Annotated in this window: 20 protein-coding genes and 2 pseudogenes; 10 read left to right on the top strand and 12 right to left on the bottom strand. The window is 70.4% G+C overall.

Annotated elements, in window-relative coordinates; genetic code table 11:
- Nucleotides 1-8: 8 nt before the first annotated feature.
- Genes AB0M87_RS13110 through AB0M87_RS13100 form a run of 3 tightly spaced genes read right to left on the bottom strand, consistent with a single transcriptional unit; the run spans nt 9 to nt 3,240 of the window.
- Nucleotides 9-1,088: a low specificity L-threonine aldolase gene (locus AB0M87_RS13110; protein ID WP_365852042.1), complete on the bottom strand. Its 1,080-nt coding sequence runs from the start codon at nt 1,086-1,088 to the stop codon at nt 9-11.
- Nucleotides 1,067-1,813 (bottom strand): SDR family NAD(P)-dependent oxidoreductase, encoded by a 747-nt coding sequence (locus AB0M87_RS13105; RefSeq protein ID WP_365852657.1) that lies wholly within the window; start codon nt 1,811-1,813, stop codon nt 1,067-1,069. The genes AB0M87_RS13110 and AB0M87_RS13105 overlap by 22 nt, the downstream gene beginning before the upstream one ends.
- A 26-nt stretch (nt 1,814-1,839) precedes the next feature.
- Nucleotides 1,840-3,240, bottom strand: coding sequence for a DUF6421 family protein (locus tag AB0M87_RS13100; RefSeq protein ID WP_365852040.1), 1,401 nt, complete (start codon nt 3,238-3,240; stop codon nt 1,840-1,842).
- A gap of 359 nt (nt 3,241-3,599) precedes the next feature.
- Here AB0M87_RS13100 and AB0M87_RS13095 point away from each other — a divergent pair, with 359 nt between their 5' ends.
- Entirely contained in the window at nt 3,600-4,250 is a 651-nt protein-coding gene (locus AB0M87_RS13095; protein ID WP_365852655.1) for a glycerophosphodiester phosphodiesterase family protein, read from the top strand.
- A gap of 56 nt (nt 4,251-4,306) precedes the next feature.
- On the opposite strand, the gene AB0M87_RS13090 is transcribed toward AB0M87_RS13095, so the two are convergent.
- Nucleotides 4,307-4,864: a GNAT family N-acetyltransferase gene (locus AB0M87_RS13090; RefSeq protein ID WP_365852038.1), complete on the bottom strand. Its 558-nt coding sequence runs from the start codon at nt 4,862-4,864 to the stop codon at nt 4,307-4,309.
- Between the two features lie 201 nt (nt 4,865-5,065).
- Between AB0M87_RS13090 and AB0M87_RS13085 the strand changes: the two genes are divergently transcribed.
- The 3 genes from AB0M87_RS13085 (at nt 5,066) to AB0M87_RS13075 (ending at nt 7,420) form a co-directional block, all read left to right on the top strand.
- Nucleotides 5,066-5,656 (top strand): DUF5134 domain-containing protein, encoded by a 591-nt coding sequence (locus AB0M87_RS13085; protein WP_365852036.1) that lies wholly within the window; start codon nt 5,066-5,068, stop codon nt 5,654-5,656.
- 83 nt (nt 5,657-5,739) lie between these two features.
- Nucleotides 5,740-6,675 carry a M56 family metallopeptidase gene (locus tag AB0M87_RS13080; RefSeq protein WP_365852034.1) on the top strand — a complete coding sequence of 312 codons (936 nt, stop codon included), beginning with the start codon at nt 5,740-5,742 and terminating at the stop codon, nt 6,673-6,675.
- 49 nt (nt 6,676-6,724) lie between these two features.
- Nucleotides 6,725-7,420: an HAD-IA family hydrolase gene (locus tag AB0M87_RS13075; protein WP_365852032.1), complete on the top strand. Its 696-nt coding sequence runs from the start codon at nt 6,725-6,727 to the stop codon at nt 7,418-7,420.
- Nucleotides 7,421-7,570: 150 nt separating this feature from the next.
- Here AB0M87_RS13075 and AB0M87_RS13070 read toward each other — a convergent pair whose 3' ends face one another.
- Nucleotides 7,571-8,251 (bottom strand): hypothetical protein, encoded by a 681-nt coding sequence (locus AB0M87_RS13070; RefSeq protein WP_365852030.1) that lies wholly within the window; start codon nt 8,249-8,251, stop codon nt 7,571-7,573.
- Between the two features lie 109 nt (nt 8,252-8,360).
- Between AB0M87_RS13070 and AB0M87_RS13065 the strand changes: the two genes are divergently transcribed.
- A complete protein-coding gene (locus tag AB0M87_RS13065) occupies nt 8,361-8,660 on the top strand; it encodes a hypothetical protein (RefSeq protein ID WP_365852028.1) in 300 nt (99 codons plus the stop codon).
- Nucleotides 8,661-9,031: 371 nt separating this feature from the next.
- Nucleotides 9,032-9,682 carry a helix-turn-helix domain-containing protein gene (locus tag AB0M87_RS13060; protein ID WP_365852026.1) on the top strand — a complete coding sequence of 217 codons (651 nt, stop codon included), beginning with the start codon at nt 9,032-9,034 and terminating at the stop codon, nt 9,680-9,682.
- 11 nt (nt 9,683-9,693) lie between these two features.
- On the opposite strand, the gene AB0M87_RS13055 is transcribed toward AB0M87_RS13060, so the two are convergent.
- Nucleotides 9,694-10,044 (bottom strand): transcriptional regulator, encoded by a 351-nt coding sequence (locus AB0M87_RS13055; protein WP_365852025.1) that lies wholly within the window; start codon nt 10,042-10,044, stop codon nt 9,694-9,696.
- Nucleotides 10,045-10,188: 144 nt separating this feature from the next.
- Between AB0M87_RS13055 and AB0M87_RS13050 the strand changes: the two genes are divergently transcribed.
- Both AB0M87_RS13050 and AB0M87_RS13045 read left to right on the top strand, forming a co-directional pair.
- Nucleotides 10,189-11,268: an NADH:flavin oxidoreductase/NADH oxidase gene (locus tag AB0M87_RS13050; RefSeq protein ID WP_365852024.1), complete on the top strand. Its 1,080-nt coding sequence runs from the start codon at nt 10,189-10,191 to the stop codon at nt 11,266-11,268.
- A gap of 72 nt (nt 11,269-11,340) precedes the next feature.
- Nucleotides 11,341-11,484: pseudogene (locus AB0M87_RS13045) on the top strand (L-rhamnose mutarotase); the annotation flags it as partial.
- Nucleotides 11,485-11,499: 15 nt separating this feature from the next.
- Here AB0M87_RS13045 and AB0M87_RS13040 read toward each other — a convergent pair.
- From AB0M87_RS13040 to AB0M87_RS13020, 5 genes and pseudogenes are all read right to left on the bottom strand, one after another.
- A pseudogene (locus tag AB0M87_RS13040) lies at nt 11,500-11,770 on the bottom strand (ABC transporter ATP-binding protein); the annotation flags it as partial.
- A 71-nt stretch (nt 11,771-11,841) separates the two neighbouring features.
- The gene (locus tag AB0M87_RS13035; RefSeq protein ID WP_365852023.1) at nt 11,842-12,819 is read right to left on the bottom strand and encodes an acetylxylan esterase; all 978 of its coding nucleotides are present in this window, start codon (nt 12,817-12,819) and stop codon (nt 11,842-11,844) included.
- 114 nt (nt 12,820-12,933) lie between these two features.
- Nucleotides 12,934-13,650, bottom strand: a complete 717-nt coding sequence (locus AB0M87_RS13030; protein WP_365852022.1) for a class I SAM-dependent methyltransferase — start codon at nt 13,648-13,650, stop codon at nt 12,934-12,936.
- Entirely contained in the window at nt 13,647-14,291 is a 645-nt protein-coding gene (locus tag AB0M87_RS13025; protein WP_365852021.1) for a DUF2064 domain-containing protein, read from the bottom strand. Before AB0M87_RS13025 ends, AB0M87_RS13030 begins: the two co-directional genes overlap by 4 nt.
- Nucleotides 14,288-15,007: a glycosyltransferase family 2 protein gene (locus tag AB0M87_RS13020; protein ID WP_365852020.1), complete on the bottom strand. Its 720-nt coding sequence runs from the start codon at nt 15,005-15,007 to the stop codon at nt 14,288-14,290. Before AB0M87_RS13020 ends, AB0M87_RS13025 begins: the two co-directional genes overlap by 4 nt.
- Nucleotides 15,008-15,121: 114 nt before the next feature.
- On the opposite strand from AB0M87_RS13020, the gene AB0M87_RS13015 reads away from it, so the two are divergent.
- On the top strand, nt 15,122-15,862 hold the full coding sequence (locus tag AB0M87_RS13015; protein ID WP_365852019.1) for a response regulator transcription factor: 741 nt from the start codon (nt 15,122-15,124) through the stop codon (nt 15,860-15,862).
- Nucleotides 15,859-16,971, top strand: coding sequence for a HAMP domain-containing sensor histidine kinase (locus tag AB0M87_RS13010; RefSeq protein WP_365852018.1), 1,113 nt, complete (start codon nt 15,859-15,861; stop codon nt 16,969-16,971). The genes AB0M87_RS13015 and AB0M87_RS13010 overlap by 4 nt, the downstream gene beginning before the upstream one ends.
- Here the strand turns inward: AB0M87_RS13010 and AB0M87_RS13005 are convergent.
- Nucleotides 16,946-17,998 (bottom strand): NAD-dependent epimerase/dehydratase family protein, encoded by a 1,053-nt coding sequence (locus AB0M87_RS13005; RefSeq protein WP_365852017.1) that lies wholly within the window; start codon nt 17,996-17,998, stop codon nt 16,946-16,948. The genes AB0M87_RS13010 and AB0M87_RS13005 overlap by 26 nt on opposite strands.
- Nucleotides 17,999-18,061 lie beyond the last annotated feature (63 nt).

Below are 18,061 nucleotides of genomic sequence, written 5' to 3'. Positions count from 1 at the left end.
TATGCGATCTAGCGTGCCATCTCTTCCTTGAGGGCGAGCAGGAAACCGTCCACGTCTTCCTCTGTGGTGTCGAATGCGCACATCCAGCGGACGTCGCCGGCGGGCTCGTCCCAGAAGTAGAAGCGGTAGCGCTTCTGCAGCCGCTCGCTGACATCGTGCGGCAACCTCGCGAAGACGGCGTTGGCCTGGACTGCGTGCAAAATTTCGATGCCGTCCATCTGGCGCACGCCCTCGGCGAGCCGCTGAGCCATGGCGTTGGCGTGCCGGGCGTTGCGCAGCCAGAGGTCGCGGGTGAGCAGCGCTTCCAGCTGTACCGACACGAACCGCATCTTGGAGGCGAGCTGCATCGACATCTTGCGCACATGCTTCATCTGCCGCGCGGCGTCCGGATTCAGCACCACGACCGCTTCGCCGAAGAGCATGCCGTTCTTGGTGCCGCCGAACGACAGGATGTCCACCCCCACGGCGTTGGTGAACGTCCGCATCGGCACGTCGAGCGAGGCCGCGGCGTTGGCTATACGGGATCCGTCGAGATGGACCTTCATTCCGTGGCTGTGCGCATGCGCACAGATGGCGCGGATCTCCTCCGGGGTGTAAACGGTGCCGAGCTCGGTGTTCTGAGTGATCGACACGACCTGTGGCATCGCACGGTGCTCATCGTCCCAGCCGAAGGCCTGGCGGTCGATGAGTTCGGGCGTGAGTTTGCCGTCCGGTGTCGGAACCGTCAGCAGTTTCAGCCCGGCCATCCGCTCGGGCGCGCCGCCCTCGTCCACGTTGATGTGCGCGCTCTCGGCTGCGATGACCGCGCCCCAGCGGTCGGTGAGCGCCTGCAGGGCGACCACGTTGGCCCCGGTGCCGTTGAACACCGGGAACGCCTCGGCGTGCTGGCCGAAGTGGCTGTGGATCAGCCGCTGGAGATGGTCGGTGTAGGCGTCCTCCCCATACGCCACCTGGTGTCCGCCGTTCGCCACTGCGAGTGCGGCGAGAATCTCCGGGTGGGCGCCCGCGTAGTTGTCACTGGCGAAGCCGCGCACGTCCGGATCGTGGTGACGTACGGCATCGGTCTTCACGGGGCGGGGGTCAGCCACAGGCGCTTTCCGTTCACTTCTCCGGCGGGCTTGTCCCAGACACCCGCGATGGCCTCGGCCAGCTCCACGGCGTCGGTGAAGCCCGCAAACTTCGCGTTGGGGCGCTCGGCACGCATCGCGTCGTGCACCAGCGCCTTGATCACCAGCACGGTCGCCGCGGCCCGCGGCCCGTCCTCGCCGCCCGCCTTGCGGAAGGCGTCGCCGAGCGCCAGCGTCCACGCTTCGGCCGCCGCCTTCGAGGCCGCGTATGCGGCGTTTCCCGCGGTGGGCTTCGACGCGCCGGCCGCACTGATCAGCACATAGCGGCCGTGGTCACTGCGCAGCAGCCCTTCGTGGAACGCCAGCGAAGTGTGCTGGACCGTACGGATGAGCAACTTCTCGAGGGTCGCCCAGTCGCGCAGATCCGTCTCGGCGAAGCCGGCACTGCCCCGCCACCCGCCGACCAGGTGGACCAGGCCGTCGATCCGGCCGAATTCCTTCTCGATGCTGTTCGCCCAGGCGCGCGTCGCGTCCAGGTCGAGCAGATCGACCGTCTCACCGATGACGGTGGTACCGCCGTGCGCATACCGTGCCGCGTCCACCGCCTCGGCCAGCCGCGCGACGTGCGCGTCGGCGCCGACCACGGTGGCGCCCGCCTCGGCCAGTTTCATCAGGGTGGCCCGGCCAGCCGGGCCCGCCGCCCCGGCAACGGCGACCACGGCGCCTTCCAACGATCCCTTGCCCATCGCCTTCGCCTCCTCCGTACGCGCACTCACGCGGCAGCTCGCTCGGGGCCGCCCGCCGCCGTGATGCCCTTGGTGGAGGCAACCACATTCTTCAGCTTCTTGGAGAGCGCCTCGTAGAACATGCTGAGCGGAAACTCGTCCGGAAGCACGTCGTCCACCAGTTTACGCGGCGGCTGACTGAGATCCAGGGCGTCCGGGCCCTTGGCCCAGCGGGAGCCGGGGTGCGGGGAGAGATAGCGGGAGACCAGGTCGTAGGCCGCGAACCAGTGCACCAGCTTGGGGCGGTCGATGCCGGCCCGGTACAGCGCCTCGATCTCGGCACAGAGCTGGTTGGTGACCTGCGGGGCGAGATCCCAGTCGATCTTCAATGTGCTGTCGGTCCAGCGCACCACGTCATGCTGGTGGAGGTAGGCGAACAGCAGCTGGCCGCCGAGACCGTCGTAGTTGCGTACCCGCTCGCCGGTCACCGGGAAGCGGAACATCCGGTCGAACAGCACTGCGTACTGGACGTCGCGGCCCTGCGCGAAACCGTCGGCCTCGAGCTGAACGGCCTCCCGGAACGCGGTGAGGTCGCAGCGCAGTTCCTCCAGGCCGTACATCCAGAACGGCTGGCGCTGTTTGATCATGAACGGGTCGAACGGTAGGTCCCCGTGGCTGTGGGTCCGGTCATGGATCATGTCCCACAGTACGAACGCCTGCTGGCAGCGCTCCTGGTCGCCGACCATGTCCCGGATGTCGTCGGGGAGTTCGACCCGCAGGATGTCCACGGCCGCCTCGGTGACGGTACGGAAACGGGCGGCCTCGCGGTCACAGAAGATGCCGCCCCAGGTGAAGCGGTCGGGGGCTTCACGGACCGCGATGGTCTCCGGGAAGAGCACCGCGGAGTTGGTGTCGTAGCCGGCGGTGAAGTCCTCGAAGGTGATGCCGCAGAACAGCGGGTTGTCGTAACGGGTCGCCTCGAGCTCGGAGAGCCACTCGGGCCAGACCATGCGCAGCACGACCGCTTCGAGATTGCGGTCCGGGTTGCCGTTCTGCGTGTACATCGCGAAGACGACCAGGTGCTGCAGGCCGTCAGCTCGCTGGTTCGCCGGATGGAAGGCCAGCAGGGAGTCCAGGAAGTCGGGCACGCCGAAGCCCCCGGAAGCCCACTTGCGGAGGTCTGTGACCAGGGCTCGGTGGTAGGCGGCGTCGTGCGGCAGCAGCGGAGAAAGTTCTCGCACCGCGTCGACGACCCGGCCGACGGCGGCTTCCGCGGTGGCACGGGAAGGGGCCGCATCAGCGTCGAAGTCAATGGAACCGTCCTTGGACTGCCAGGGCCGGATCTCCTCGACGGCGTTCTTGAGCACCGGCCAAGCCGGATGCTCGACCACGCGCCGAGCGCCGGATATGGCGCCGCCCACTGCGTCCTGCACAAGAATTTCCGTCATGTCACTTCCTCCACAGGAGAACCTAGCGTCGGGACACCGTATCGCTGCCAGGATCACCCCTTCAAGGGGCCCTTCTGTAAATTATCCTGCCGAAGGCCCTTGATCGCAGCGATTCTTCCTGTCAACCACCGTATCGACTGCGCCATCTACCCACTTCTGGGATCTCCACGCACTACACTTCTCGTCGCCCGCCCGCCGTCAACCGCGGGATACGGCACCACGGGAACGCAAGCAGGGGTCGGTCGTCGGGGTGGACTCCTGGGCTGCGACCCCGTCATGTGGGTAGCTATGCCGCGAGAGCCGCCATCGACGGAAGCGAGAGAACCTTGAGTCTCCTCATCATCGGACATCGCGGGGTCATGGGCGTCGAGCCGGAGAACACCCTGCGATCCTTCGTGCGCGCGGAACAGTCGGGCATGGACGCCATCGAACTCGATCTGCATCTGAGCAAGGACGGTTCGCTGGTCGTCATGCACGACACCGAAGTGGACCGTACGACCGACGGCAAGGGAGCCATCGCTGACAAGACACTCGGCGAACTACGTGAACTCGACGCCGGCCAGGGCCAACGGGTGCCCGTCTTCGAGGAGGTCCTCGATGCGGTGCGCTCACCGCTTCAGGCGGAGATCAAGGACGCGGCAGCGGCCCGAGCACTCGCCGAGGTGATGCGGCGGCGGGATCTGGTCGGCCGGGTAGAGGTGTCGTCGTTCCACGACGAAGCGATCGCCGAGATCACCTCACTGGTTCCGGGGGTGCGGACCGCTCTGATCGCGAGCCGGTGGGGAGCCGATGTGGTGGACCGCGCAAAGGCGGTCGGCGCGGCGACGGTGGCACTCAACATCCGCAGGCTGACCCTGGAGACCGTGGAGCGGGCGCACGCGGAGGGGCTGAAGGTCCTGGGCTGGGTGGTGAACACGCAGGACCATCTGCGGCTGGTCCGGGCGCTGGACCTGGACGGGGCGACGACCGACTATCCGGAGATCCGCCGCACCGGGCGGTTCACCGCGTAGCCGGCACGGACGGCCGCGCGGCCGCGCTCACCGGCCACCGCGGGGATCCGGCGCGCTCACTGCGATTCGGGGACCGTTTCGAGCCGCTTGATCAGCAATTCGAACTGCAAATCGTCACGGAGCGGTATGCCGAAGCGTTCGTCGCCGTACGGAAAGGGTGTCATCCGGCCCGTGCGGCGGTAGCCGCGTCGCTCGTACCAGGCGATCAGATCGTTCCGTACCGAGATCACCGTCATGTGCATCTCGTGGACCCCCCAGTCCGCGCGCACCGTGCGCTCGGCCTCGGCGATGATCTGCTTGCCGAGGCCCTCGCCCTGGTAGCCGGGGCTCACCGCGAACATGCCGAAGTAGGCAGCCGTGCCCCGGTGCTCCAGCTGGCAGCAGGCGAGCGGCCGGCCGTCGCGTTCCACCACGAGCAGTCGGCTACCGGAGGCGGCTATGACGGCGCGCACCCCTTCCGGGTCGGTGCGCTGGCCCTCCAGAATGTCCGCCTCCGTGGTCCAGCCGCCGCGGCTGGCGTCCCCGCGGTAGGCCGACTCGATCAGCGTGACCAGCGCCGGTACGTCGGACTCGGCGGCATCCCGGAAAGTGAGCCGGTCGGGGGCGGTGTCCATGAGGTGAGGTCTCCCGTCGGAGGTGGGCCGAAGATTCCCCAGACAGTAACGCGCGGCAGCAACGCGCCGGGTCGCGCTCCCCCTGTACCCCTCTGCGCTTGCGTGCGCTTCGGCCGGTACGGGAATCGATGCCCGGGGGCGGCGTACCGCCCGGGCCGGTCCCGACCGGCGGAGTCGAGGAGCCAACGGGGGAGAAGATCCGTGCACGGACCCGCGATGTCCGGCTGGTTGCTGGTGGTGTTGAGCACAGCGACCGGCGCCTACTGCCTGGCGCGCATGCGCAGCGACTCGGAGACGGCCCGCACATCGGCCGGAGGTGAGGCGTTGATGGGGTTCGGCATGGCCGTCATGGCGCTGCCCGCCGCGGTGGTCACCCTCCCGGCCTGGGGGTGGACGGTGCTCGCGGTGGTGTTCGGCTGCGGTGCGCTGCGCGCCCTGTGGTCGGCACGCACCGCGGCTCACCATCTGCACCATCTGGTGGGAACCCTGGCCATGGTGTACATGGCGGTCCCGATGGCCTCCGGCGGCATGCGAACGGGCCACATGGAACAGGCGGCCGGCGGGGTTCCGCTGATCACCGGGGTGCTGCTGGCGTACTACGCCGGATATGTGCTGCGGACCGGCGCCACCCTGATACCCGTGCCGACGCCGGTCGCGGCAGGAGGCACGGCAGGACCGACGGGCGGGGCGGCCGGCGCCGCCGCGCCGGGCTGGGGCGCCCGGCCGGAGCTGACGCTGGCTTGCCGGCTCTCCATGGGCATCGCGATGTTCGCGATGCTGCTGACGCTCTGAACCCGTCGATCACGACCGTGTCATACATCACTTGAGAAGCCGGACCATACCCGGGGCCCCGCCACGCTCATAAGCTGACGCCCATGGTGGTCTCCCTAGCGCTGTTGCTCCTCGGAGCCGTGGCCGCTGTCGCGGCTCCGCGGCTTCTGGCGCGCGCCCAGTGGCCGGAGCGGGAGCCGGTGGTGGCACTCTGGGTGTGGCAGTGCGTCGTGGCCGCCGTGCTGCTGTGTTTCGCGCTCGCCATGACGTTCAGCGCGGCCGCGGCCTGGCAGCTGGTACGGGGCAATGTCTTCGCGCCGGCGCCGCACGCCGTCGTGGAGGCCTATGCCCTGGGTACCTACGCCCAGTGGTCGGCGGCGACCTCGATGGTTCTCGCGGCCTGCGGCATCTGGACGGCTGCCATGCTCACCCGGGAGATCCACCGGGCGAGGGCCAGGCGCCGGCAGAGCCGTAAGGAACTCCTGGTGCGCTCCCCGGTGTTGCCCGGTGAGGAACCCGACGGTGAGCGTCTCGTGGTGATCGAGGGCGAGCGTCCCGACGCCTGGTGGCAGCGAGGTACCCACCCTCAGCTGGTGATCACCACGGCGGCCCTGCGGCGACTGAAGGGACGGCAGCTGGATGCCGTGCTCGCCCACGAGCAGGGCCATGCACGGGCCAGACACGACTGGCTGCTGCACTGCTCAGCGGCGCTCGCGACCGGGTTCCCCCAGGTCCCGGTGTTCGCCGCGTTCCGCCAGGAGATGCACCGGCTGGTGGAGCTCGCCGCCGACGACGTGGCATCGCGTCGGTTCGGGCGGCTGACCATAGCCCTGGCGCTCGTCGAACTCAACGAGCATCGCGGGGTGTTCGGCCCCTGTCCGACGCCTGACGCCCAGCTTCCGCGGCGCGTCGACCGGCTGCTCAGTGCCGCGCCGCGACTGACCGCCGGCCGCAGGCTACGGCTCACCGCGGCCGCCGCGCTGGTCCCGGCGGTACCGCTGCTGGTGGCGTTCGTACCCGGTCTGCGCGCGCTCGGATAACGCCCGGAAAGGGCCCGGACAGCCCGCGCACATGAGGAAGAATGCCGGTATGACGATCAAGGCTGTGCTCTTCGACTTCTCAGGAACACTCTGCCGGATCGAGCCGGTGGGGACCTGGCTCCGGGCCGTCGTCGACCATGCGGGCATTTCCCTGAGCGATGCCGAATTCACGCGTTGCGAAAGGGAGTTGACGTGGTCCGGCGCCCTCCCCGGCGGCCCGCCTCCGCAGCAGGTGCCCAGCCACCTCACCGCCCTGTGGGCAGCCCGCGACAAGAGCGCGGAGCAGCATCGCGCGGCGTACACCGGTCTGGCGCGGCAGGTGGCGCTGCCGGACGCCGGGCTCTACGAGGCGCTGTACGACCGCCACATGACGCCGGCTGCCTGGCGCCCGTACCCGGACGCCGTGGAGGTGCTGGAGGGGCTGCGCCGCCGCGGCATCGGCGTGTGCGTGCTGAGCAACATCGGGTGGGATCTGCGGCCGGTCTTCCGCGCCCATGGCCTCGACGGCCTGGTGGACGACTACGTCCTCTCGTACGAGCACGGCGTCCAGAAGCCCGACGCGCGGATCTTCCGTATCGCGTGCGAGGCGGTGGGACAGGACCCAGGCGATGTCCTCATGGTGGGGGACGACCGGCGCGCCGACGGCGGCGCGGCGGATCTGGGATGCGCCGTCCACTTCGTGGACCATCTGATGGCCGCGGAACGCCCCGACGGGCTGCGGCCCGTTCTCGCGCTGATCGGGTGAGTGCCGCCCGGTGAGCCGGCGGCCGATCAGCGGCTACCGGCGGGCCCGGGCAGACGAGCCACCGTACCGGACGCGGTGCATGGGCTGGTCCTCTCATCGGCAGGCCCTGCCGCGCGGGGGTCGCAGCAGGGCCGGTCTTCCGGGAGGTGGTTACTCCCAGCCGCCGAACAGCCCGCCGGACAGCTGGGCACTGCAGATGTTGTAGCCGCCCTGCGCGTGCCCGGTCTTGGTCGTGCCGTCGATGGTGACTGAGCAGTGGATGTCTCCGCTGCCCTGCAGCTGCGCGGTGACGTTGTAGTACATGGCGTCCGCGTCGACGGTCAGGGTTTTCGTCATCGGCACGCCGTGGCCCTGGATGTTCTCGGAGTCGCTGCCGTAGGTGATGTCGATCGGCCCAAGGGCGCCGGCGGGGGCGTTGCCCCATACCTTGAACACGGCCTTGCCGTCGGGAGAGCTCTCCTTCGGCTTGGTCTTGGCCTTCGGCTTGGGCTTCGCCGTGGCGGTTTTCGTGGCGGTCACGGTCACGGTGGGCGCCGGCTTCGCCTTGGCCGCGGCCTGCTCGGTGGGCTTCGCGGTGACGGTGGCCGTCGCTGTCACGGTCGGACCCGGGGCCGGCTTGCTGCTCGCCGCGGTCTTCGTGTCGTCGCTGCTACCGGAGGTGCCGATACCGACGCCGACGAAGAACAGCACGGCGGCCGCGGGTATGACGATGCGCTTCCTCGCCCATCCCGGGCGTCGCGTCGGGTCAGCGGCCGGCTTCGGCAGCGGCTGACCCCACTCGGGCCCCCACTGGGGCGGCTGCTGAGGCTGGTTCGGCTCGTTCTGAGACATGGGGTTCCCCTCGCGGACTTCTCGTGATGCTTATGTGGGGGGATGGTGAACGTACAACCATCTCAGGACGCTTGCTTACTTCTCGCAGAGATCGGTACGAACCGGTGATGTGACCGCAACTCAGCGGGCCGTCCGATTGCGGGTGTCGGCGCTCACCCCGCTCGTGCTTCGTGAGTGGGGGTTCGCCGCCCCGGAGGGCGGCAAGCTCGACACGGGGGCGCAGTTCTACACGAACGTGTGGCGGCCGATGGCCGATGGATGTTCGCCGACCGTCGACAGGCTGGGGCGCCTCCGGCGGGGGCGTACAGCTCGGGCGGTCGCGGGGCTCGAGGATCTCGTGCCGCATGGCCTGCGGCCCTCGCACAAGGTGTGGCTCGACGAGCTGCGGCATCCTCGGATCGCCGCGTAGAGGCGCATGCGGCATGTCGTGGGGGCCGTCGATGGTACCTATGCGGCCGGTGGCGGATCGTCGGGAGTACGAGCCGGCCCGCCCTCGCAGGGGCCCTGCGCAAGAAGATCTCCCCGAAATCCCTCAAGCAGCACCCGAATCGGAATGAGAGGCGCCGTCCCTCAGACTTGGTCACCACCAGCCAAAGCGGTTCCGGGCAGGTGCTTCCTGAGCCGGTTCCTACAGGCGCTGGAAACCTGAAGAACACCCGAACCGGACGATCCCCCGCGTCGCCCGGTCCGGGTGCAGCCCCGCACAACGGACCCGACGGCCCCCTGTGCAGGATGCGCTGAGTATAGTTGGCTGAGAGCCAGTCAACGCAGGAGTCAAGCATGTCCCCGCGAAGCCCATCGGTCAATGAGGAGTTGCGGCGACGTTCCCGCGAGCGGCTCCTGCAGGCCACAGTGGATCTTGTCGGCGAGCGCGGCTACGAGGCAACCACGCTGGCGGACATCGCCGATCGGGCCGGCTCGGCCCGAGGCCTGGTCTCGTACTACTTCCCCGGCAAACGGCAACTCCTGCAGTCCGCGGTGCACCGGCTGATGCACCGCACGCTCAGCGCCGCCCTGGCGCGCGAGCCGCATACCGAGGACGGACAGGAACTGCTGGCCCGCGCGATCGACGCGATTCTGGGGCTCGCCACCGACCATCCCGTCCTGATGCGCACCCATATGGCCGGGATTCTGCAGGCCCAGGGGTTTGTGCAGTGCCCCGAGCAGCAGCGACTCGCGCAGGTGCTGTACGAGACGGTGCGGAGCTACGGATCTCCCGATCCGGCCACCGGCTATCTGCTGCTGCGCGCCCAGCTGATGGGCACGGTCTTCGCGCAACTGCTGCCCGGGGCGCCGATGCCGCTGGCCCGGCTGCGCGGCGAACTCTTCCAGCGGTACGGCCTGGAGTGGGGTCTGGGCCTGCCACCGGACGAGGGACCACCACCCGGGGACGCCCGGCACGACTTCGCCGGTCCGCCTCCGCGGCCGTAGCCCGTGCCCGTTCAGCTCCCGCCGAGGCGACCGGACTCCCGCTCGACCGCCGCTAGCACACTCCCCAGCAGGCCGGGGAACAGCGCTTCCAGATCTTCGCGGCGCAGCCTGTTCATTTTCGCGGTACCCCGATAGATCTGCTGGATGACGCCGCTCTCACGCAACACCCTGAAGTGGTGGGTACTGGTCGACTTGGTCACCGGCAGGTCGAACCGCGAGCACGCCAACTCCCCCCCGTCCGAGGCCAGTTCACGAACGACGCACATCCGCATGGGGTCGGCGAGGGCGTGCAGTACCCCTGCGAGACGGATCTCGTCACCGCTCGGGTGAGCCAGGGTACGGCTGCTCGTCGCGCTCCTCACGTCAGCTCCACTTCACACGGTCCTCGAGGGTCGTTCGGTCACTGAGCACTCATTGTACGAGGACCATCGTAGTTTGACATTCCCCGTACTACGATGCGTATCGTACAAGACGTTCCCGGTAACCGTTGCGAATGGAGCCCGATCGTGAGTGCCCTCTTCGAGCCGTACACCCTGCGGTCACTGACCATCCCCAACCGGGTGTGGATGCCGCCCATGTGCCAGTACTCGGCCGACACCTCGGGGCCGAACACGGGAGCCGCCAACGACTGGCACTTCTCGCACTACGCGGCCCGCGCCGCCGGTGGCACCGGGCTGATCATCGTCGAGGCCACGGCCGTCAGCCCGGAGGGCCGCATCAGCCCGGCGGACCTCGGCATCTGGAACGACACCCAGGTCGAGGCGTTCCGACGGATCACCGGCTTCCTCGAGGGCCAGGGCACGGTGGCGGGCATCCAACTGGCGCACGCCGGACGCAAGGCGTCCACCGACCGCCCCTGGAACGGCGGCGGTCCGGTGAGCGCCGACCAGGACGGCTGGCAGCCGGTCGCCCCCAGCGCGGTTCCCTTCGACGAGGGCCACCACGTCCCCGACGAACTGACGGCCGACGGGATCAGGGAGATCGTCGGCCAGTTCGCCGATGCCGCTCGGCGGGCCCTGGACGCGGGCTTCCGGGTGGCCGAGATCCACGGCGCGCACGGTTACCTGGTGGGCGAATTCCTCTCGCCGCACAGCAACCACCGCACCGACGAGTACGGCGGCTCGTTCGAGAACCGCTCGCGGTTCGCCTTGGAGGTCGTCGACGCGGTACGGGACGTCTGGCCCGAGGAACTTTCGCTGTTCTTCCGCATCTCCGCCACCGACTGGCTCGACGACGGCGGCTGGACACCCGACGACACGGTTCGGCTCGCCCCGCTGCTCAAGGAGCACGGCGTCGACCTGCTGGACGTCTCGTCCGGAGGTAACGCGGCACGGGTACGCATCCCGACCGGCCCCGGCTACCAGGTGCCGTTCGCCGCGCGCGTCAAGGCCGAGACGCCATTGCCGGTGGCAGCGGTCGGCATGATCACCGAGACGGAGCAGGCCGAGAAGATCCTGGCCAATGGCGAGGCGGACGCGGTGCTGCTCGGGCGCGAGCTGCTCCGTGACCCCTCCTGGGCCCGGCACGCCGCCCGCGAACTCGGCGGTCACGTGCGGGTACCTCAGCAGTACCACCGCTCGGTCTGACGGTCCGTGGTGGGCGGCGGTCCGTGGTGGGCGGCGGTCCGTGGCCGCCCAGCACGCTCGGTGTGTGATGTGATGCCTGCCGACCGATCCGATCAGCAAGGAGGCTGCCGCATGCAGCGGGTCGCGCAGGTGATCAGAGTACGTCCGGAAAAGCTGGCCGAGTACCGGGAACTGCACCGGGCCGTCTCGGAGCCCGTTCTCGCACGGCTGCGCGCAAGCCACATCGCCACTTGTCATCGTGCGATGCCGCACGATGCCGAGCCAGGCGTTCAGCACGCCGACGCCGAAGAGGGCCGCGACCCAACGCAGCAGCCCGCCCGAGCCACCGGGCCGCAAGCCGTCGTCAATCGCGCGGGAGAGCAGGTAGGGCGGCAGGGTGAGCAGCACCATGCACCCGCTGCCGAGCAGGGCCCCTGCGACGCTGGCGGGTGACCAGCCACCACAGGTACCGCAGGGCGCTCCGGCTGTCCCGGGTCCCGGGATCCGGGTGTGCGGCAGTCATGCGGATGACCCTACTTGGCCGCTTCAGGGGCTGTTCCGGCCTCCCGGAGGCGGGTCGCCGGAGTTCTTCGCTCAGCCTGCCGTCAGCCGTTCCGGCAGCCAGCGCAGCTTTGCGGCCTCCTGGAAGGGGCCACCGCCCTCATGGTCGTTGAACGTGTAGATCTCGATCTGCTTGTCCTGGGCCGACCAGGCGTTGAACGCGGCGAACACGGTCGACGGCGGGCAGGTCTCATCCTCCAGCGCCACCGAGAACATCGCGGGGGCACGCCCCCTGGCCGCGAAGTGCACCCCGTCGAAGTAGGCCAGTGTGCGGTACACATCCGCGTCCCTGCCCCGGTGGGTGCCGAGATAGCTGCCGATCTCCCGGTACGGTGCGCGGTTGGTATGGGTGGTCGCCCGGGGGAAGTCGCAGAGGAACGGCACATCGGGGGCGATCGCGGCGAGGCCGGGAACCAGACCGCCCACGGCGATGGTGATGCCGCCGCCCTGGCTGCCACCGATCACCGCGGTGCGCGCGGCATCGACCAACTCGTGCGACCTGGCCGCCTCCACGGCCCGCACCGCGTCGGCGAAGACCCGGCGGTAGTAGTACGCGTGGGGGTCCTCGATGCCACGGGTCATGAAGCCCGGATAGGCAGGCCCGCTGCCGACCGGGTCCGGGGTGTCGCCGCCACCCCACCCGCTGCCCTGGCCGCGGGTGTCCATCACGAAGTGGGCGAAACCGGCGGCGGGCCAGAGCAGATGGGTGTGCGGGAGACCGCGCCCACCGCCGTAACCGATGAACTCCACGACGACCGGGAGAGGTTCGGCGGTGCCGGCGGGGAGTATGAACCAGCCCTTGACGGGGTGACCACCGAAGCCGGCGAACGTCACGTCGTACACGTCCACCGCGGTCAGTCCGGTTCCGGTGACGGGCTCGAACCGGGCGTCAAGATCATGGGACCGGGTTTCGGCCAGTGTCTTCGCCCAGAACTGGTCGAAGTCCTCGGGCTCCACGGACCGCGACCGGTAACTGCGGAGTTCATCCTGCGGAAGGTCGAACAAGGCCATCTGAGGTACTCCTCGTCGATGCGGCGAAGTGATCGAGACCGTCACAGTAAGGCCTTTCTCCCGCCACGCAAGCCCGCATCCGGACCGTGGGACCGATCCGTCACTCGGTGCGGTTCACGAGGCAGGTGAACTGCCCGCAGCCGCTTCCGCGTTGGCGCGCGCCTGACGCACCAGGACGCCGGCCCTCCGCAGCGCGACGAAGAAGCGGCCCTGCTCCCGCCACTGCCGCTCCGGTGTCCAGCCGGCCCCGCGGGCATGGCGGATCAGGGCGCCCGCGCCCACCCGCGCCCACGGGAAGCCGGCTCCGGCGGCGCCCCTGCCGTCGTCGACCCGGACCCGTACGCACTCGTCTACTTCCACGGGGGCGGCCTCGGCCAGCAGGAGGCCGGTGGGCGCGATGAGTTGGGCGGTGCGGGCGAGCAGGGCCGGTGGATCGCCGCCGATGCCGATATTGCCGTCGATGAGCAGCGCGGTGCCCCAGCGTCCCTCCCCCGGCAACTGTTCGAAGACCGAACGGCACAGGGCGGGTCCGCCGGCCCGGGCGGTGCGGGCCACGGCGGCGGGGCTCACATCGACGCCGAGGGCGCGGTGTCCGCGCGCGGCGAGGGCGGCGACCAGCCGGCCGGGTCCGCAACCGATGTCGAGCACCGTCCCCTCGCACCGGCCGAGGACCGACATGTCGGCGCGGTCGGCGCCCGCACACCAGCGTTCCACGTCCAGCGGCAGCAGCCAGCCGTCATCCCTGCGCAGGAAGAGCGGGCCACGTCCGGTGCGCAGCGCGTCGGTGTACGGATCGGCCTGCCAGCTGCGCGACTGTACCGGCGCGGTCATGCGCGGCCCGCAGGGTGCGAAGCGGCGGCTGCGGCTGCGGCTGCGGCTGCGAATCTGCTGTCCGGGATCAGCGCGGCCACCTCCCGGACGTCGTGCGCCGTGTCGACGTCCCGCAGGGTGGGGAGATCGCGCACGGTGAGTCCGGCACCGGTAAGTCTGGCGCGTTGCACGGCGCCGGTGACCGGTGTCGACATGGGGACGCCGCGAAGCAGTCCCGGCCTGGGCTCAGCAAGCCCGAGGGCCCAGAACCCACCGTCCGCGGCCGGTCCGAACCAGGCGCCGCAGCCGGACCAGGCGTCCGGGCCGAGCGCCGGAGCGAGCAGGGCGGGCGTGATCTGCGGGGTGTCCATGCCGATCAGCAGGGCCGGTCCGGTACAGCGGGCGAAGGCCGCGGCGAGCCGTTCGTCGAGCCCTCCCGCGCACTGCGGCGCCACCTCGATACCCGGCGGCAGCCACTCCCCCGGCGCCCCGTCCAGCACCAGGATCCGGCGCTGCGCGGGGCAGCCGGCCACCGTCGCGAGGGTGTCGGCGAGCGCGGCCTCGGCGAGCGCGGCGGCCTCGAGCGGGCTGTAGGGCGGCGTGAGCCGGGTTTTGACCCGGCCGGGCCTGGGCTCCTTGGCGATCACCAGCAGCGTGGTCATCGCACCGCCCCTTCGGCGACGGCGCCTCGGGCGACAGCACCTTCGGCGAGCACCGCGCGCATGTCGCCGACGGCCTGCCAGGTGCCTCGCCAGGTGCCGGTGACCTTCGATTTCCCGGTTCTCGGCAGGTAGGGAACGTCCTGTTCGACGATCTGCCAGCCGGCATCGGCGGCCCGCACGACCATCTGCAGCGGATAGCCACTGCGCCGATCGGTGAGCCCGAGGCCGAGCAGCGCCGTGCGGCGAGCCGCCCGCATCGGGCCGAGATCGCGCAGCCGGAGCCCGGTCCGGGCCCGCAGCATCCGGGACAGCGCGAGGTTGCCGGCGCGGGCATGCAGCGGCCAGGCGCCGCGTCGCGCGGGGCGCCTGCGGCCCAGCACCAGATCGGCCTCCGTGTCCGTCACCCTGCGCACCAGCGCGGGCAGCAGACCGGGGTCCAGCGAGGCGTCACAGTCGCAGAAGCACACCACGTCCGCCGTGGCGGCGAGCAGACCCGCGTGGCAGGCCGCGCCGAAGCCACGCCGCGGCTCCCGCACCACGGTGGCACCGAGGGACTCCGCGAGGGCGGCCGAGCCGTCCGTGGAACCGTTGTCGACCACCAGGGCCCGCCATCCGGTGGGAATGCGTTCCAGCACCCAGGGCAGCGCGGCCGCTTCGTCGAGGCAGGGAAGGACGACGTCCACCGTCGTCGGGATGAGGTCGGTCACGTCCCTCACCGTACGAACCGGAAAGTGGCCTGCGGGGTTTCCTGTCCTTACGAAACGCGGACATCCGCACCCCGGTGCCGAAGCGCTGGGCCGTTTGCGGCGACTCGGTGACAGGCTGGGTGCATGCAGAACCCGCACCCCGCCCTCCGCCCGCCCCGTGTACTGGTGGTCGACGACGACCCGACCGTCTCCGAAGTCGTCACCGGCTATCTCGACCGGGCCGGATACGCCGTCGATCGAGCGGCCGACGGACCCGCCGCCCTGGAGTGCGCCGCACGGTGCAGGCCGGACCTGGTGGTACTCGACCTGATGCTGCCCGGCATGGACGGCCTGGAGGTGTGCAGGGCGCTGCGCGACACCGGTCCGGTGCCGGTGATCATGCTGACGGCCAGGGGCGACGAGGACGACCGGATTCTGGGCCTCGAGATAGGCGCCGACGACTATGTGACCAAGCCGTTCAGCCCCCGGGAGCTGGTGCTGCGCGTCGAATCGGTGCTCCGCCGCAGCGCCGTGAGCGATGACCGGCCGGGTCCGCAGCTGCGCGCGGCCGGCATCACGGTGGACCCGGCGGCCCGGCGGGCTACCAAGGACGGCCGCGAACTCGCGCTGACGCTGCGGGAGTTCGACCTGCTGACGTATCTGGTCGAACACCCGGGGCAGGCCTGCAGCCGGGAGCGGCTGATGCACGAGGTGTGGGGCTGGGAGTTCGGCGATCTGTCGACCGTGACGGTCCATGTGCGCCGGCTGCGCGGGAAGGTCGAGGACGATCCGGCGGTGCCCACGCTGATCCAGACGGTGTGGGGTGTCGGCTACCGGTTCGACGCGGTTTCGGGCGTCACCGCGGACGGAGCGGACGCCCGGTGAACGACGTGCTGTGGATCGCCCTGTACGCCTTCCTCGGAGCCGCCGCGGCCGGCCTGCTCGGCGCGGTGGCGCTGTGGCTGCTGCGGCACCGCTCGGTCGCGGTGTCGGTCACCGTGATCTCGGCGGTCGCGGTGACCGCGATGCTCGCCGGGACGCTGGCGGTTGCCTGGGCGATGTTCCTTTCGCCGCACGACCTCAAGGTGGTGACGCTGGTCGTCGCGATGGCCGCCGCGGTGTCGCTGGCGACCGCGCTGCTGCTCGGTCGGTGGGTCGTCGCAGGAAGCAGGGCGCTCACCCTGGCGGCGCGCACCTTCGGTGACGGTGGCGACTTCGCCGCGCCGGGCGGCGCGCCCACCGCCGAGCTGGCCGAGCTGGGCCGGGAGCTGGCCGCGACCAGCGAGAAGCTCGCCGCGTCCCGTCGGCGGGAGCAGGCGCTCGAGACGTCGCGCCGGGAACTGGTGGCCTGGATCTCGCATGATCTGCGGACCCCGCTGGCCGGGCTGCGGGCGATGTCCGAGGCGCTGGAGGACGGCGTGGCCGACGAACCCGAACGCTACTTCCGGCAGATCCGCGCGGAGGTGGACCGGATGAACACCATGGTCGGTGACCTGTTCGAACTGTCGCGCATCCATGCCGGGGCTTTGACGCTGACGCCCACCCGGATGTCCGTGTACGACCTGGTGGGGGACGCTCTCGCCGGCGCCGGCCCACTGGCTCGCGAACTGGGTGTCCGGCTGGACGGCGACCGCGTGGCGCCGCTGCCCGTCGAGGTGGACGGCAAGGAGATGACCAGAGTGCTCGCCAATCTGCTGGTCAACGCCATCCACCGGACGCCGGCCGACGGCACGGTTGCGGTCGCTGCCGAGCAGTTGGCCGACTCGGTGGTGCTGTCGGTGACCGATGGCTGCGGTGGCATTCCCGAGGACGATCTGCCACGGGTTTTCGACACCGGCTGGCGGGGCACCGCCGCCCGCACGCCCCCTGGGGGCGCAGGCCTCGGCCTGGCCATCGTGCGGGGCATCGTGGAGGCGCACGCGGGAAGGGCCGCGGTGCGTAATGTGACCGGTGGCTGCCGCTTCGAGGTCACTCTCCCCGCAGCCCGCTCCTAGCGAATTCGGCCATCCCCTCGGCGAAGCCCGTCTCCGGCTTCCAGCCGAGGTCGTTCATCAGCCGCTGCGAGTCGGCGGTGATGTGCCGGACGTCGCCCAGCCGGTACTCGCCGGTGACGACCGGCGCCGGACCGCCGTACGCCCGCGCCAGTTCACCCGCCATCTCGCCGACCGTGCGCGGCGTGTTGCTGCCGGTGTTGTAGGCGGTGAGGGCCGCCGGCTCGCGGTCCGCCAGGGTCTCCAGAGCCAGGACGTCAGCGGCGGCGACATCCCGGACATGGACGAAGTCCCGGCGCTGGCGGCCGTCCTCGAAGACCCTGGGTGCCTCACCGCGGGCGAGCGCCGAGCGGAAGAACGACGCCACACCCGCATACGGAGTGTCCTTGGGCATCCCCGGGCCGTACACATTGTGGTATCGCAACGAGACCGCCCGGCCGCCGGAGGCGCGGGCCCAGGAGGCGGTCAGGTGTTCCTGGGCGAGTTTGGTGGTCGCGTACACATTGCGCGGATCGACCGGTGCGTCCTCCGCGACCAGGCCGGGGCGCAGGTCGGCCCCGCACCGCGGGCAGCGGGGTTCGAAGCGCCCGGCCACCAGGTCGGCCTCCGCACGCGGGCCGGGCCGGACCTCGCCATGGGCCGGGCAGTCGTAGCGACCCTCGCCGTAGACGACCATCGAGCCGGCGAGCACCAGACCGCGGACCCCCGCCGTCGTCATGGCGGCCAGCAGGACCGCCGTGCCCAGGTCGTTGCAGCTGACGTAGTCGGGGGCGTCCGCGAAGTCCTTGCCGAGGCCGACCATGGCCGCCTGGTGGCAGACCGCGTCCACGCCACGCAGCGCACCGGCCACCGCATCGGCGTCGCGCACATCCGCGTGAATCCACTCGGCATCGGGCAGCGGCGGCTCGGGGCGGGGGTGGGCGGACGGCAGCAGGGCGTCGATGACGACAGGGCAGTGCCCGCGGTCGGTGAGGGCCCGGGTGATGTGCGAGCCGATGAAGCCCGCACCTCCCGTGACGAGTACACGCATATCCGGACCGTACGGCGCCGGGCGGCCGTCCGGGGCGCCGTCCACGCCGGTGTCACCGGTCCG

The organism is Streptomyces sp. NPDC051320 (genome assembly GCF_040682175.1).
In the GTDB taxonomy this organism is placed as follows: Bacteria; Actinomycetota; Actinomycetes; order Streptomycetales; family Streptomycetaceae; genus Streptomyces.
This window is presented reverse-complemented; position numbering and strand designations above follow the sequence as displayed.

What these genes read in the sequence shown, in the direction of transcription:
- AB0M87_RS13100 (WP_365852040.1), bottom strand. Translation starts at nt 3,240, where the DNA reads ATGACGGAAATTCTTGTGCAGGACGCAGTGGGCGGCGCCATATCCGGC.
- AB0M87_RS13005 (WP_365852017.1), bottom strand. Translation starts at nt 17,998, where the DNA reads ATGCGTGTACTCGTCACGGGAGGTGCGGGCTTCATCGGCTCGCACATC.
- AB0M87_RS13035 (WP_365852023.1), bottom strand. Translation starts at nt 12,819, where the DNA reads ATGGCCTTGTTCGACCTTCCGCAGGATGAACTCCGCAGTTACCGGTCG.
- AB0M87_RS13075 (WP_365852032.1), top strand. Translation starts at nt 6,725, where the DNA reads ATGACGATCAAGGCTGTGCTCTTCGACTTCTCAGGAACACTCTGCCGG.
- AB0M87_RS13090 (WP_365852038.1), bottom strand. Translation starts at nt 4,864, where the DNA reads ATGGACACCGCCCCCGACCGGCTCACTTTCCGGGATGCCGCCGAGTCC.
- AB0M87_RS13105 (WP_365852657.1), bottom strand. Translation starts at nt 1,813, where the DNA reads ATGGGCAAGGGATCGTTGGAAGGCGCCGTGGTCGCCGTTGCCGGGGCG.
- AB0M87_RS13030 (WP_365852022.1), bottom strand. Translation starts at nt 13,650, where the DNA reads ATGACCGCGCCGGTACAGTCGCGCAGCTGGCAGGCCGATCCGTACACC.
- AB0M87_RS13070 (WP_365852030.1), bottom strand. Translation starts at nt 8,251, where the DNA reads ATGTCTCAGAACGAGCCGAACCAGCCTCAGCAGCCGCCCCAGTGGGGG.
- AB0M87_RS13025 (WP_365852021.1), bottom strand. Translation starts at nt 14,291, where the DNA reads ATGACCACGCTGCTGGTGATCGCCAAGGAGCCCAGGCCCGGCCGGGTC.
- AB0M87_RS13015 (WP_365852019.1), top strand. Translation starts at nt 15,122, where the DNA reads ATGCAGAACCCGCACCCCGCCCTCCGCCCGCCCCGTGTACTGGTGGTC.
- AB0M87_RS13095 (WP_365852655.1), top strand. Translation starts at nt 3,600, where the DNA reads ATGGGCGTCGAGCCGGAGAACACCCTGCGATCCTTCGTGCGCGCGGAA.
- AB0M87_RS13080 (WP_365852034.1), top strand. Translation starts at nt 5,740, where the DNA reads ATGGTGGTCTCCCTAGCGCTGTTGCTCCTCGGAGCCGTGGCCGCTGTC.
- AB0M87_RS13060 (WP_365852026.1), top strand. Translation starts at nt 9,032, where the DNA reads ATGTCCCCGCGAAGCCCATCGGTCAATGAGGAGTTGCGGCGACGTTCC.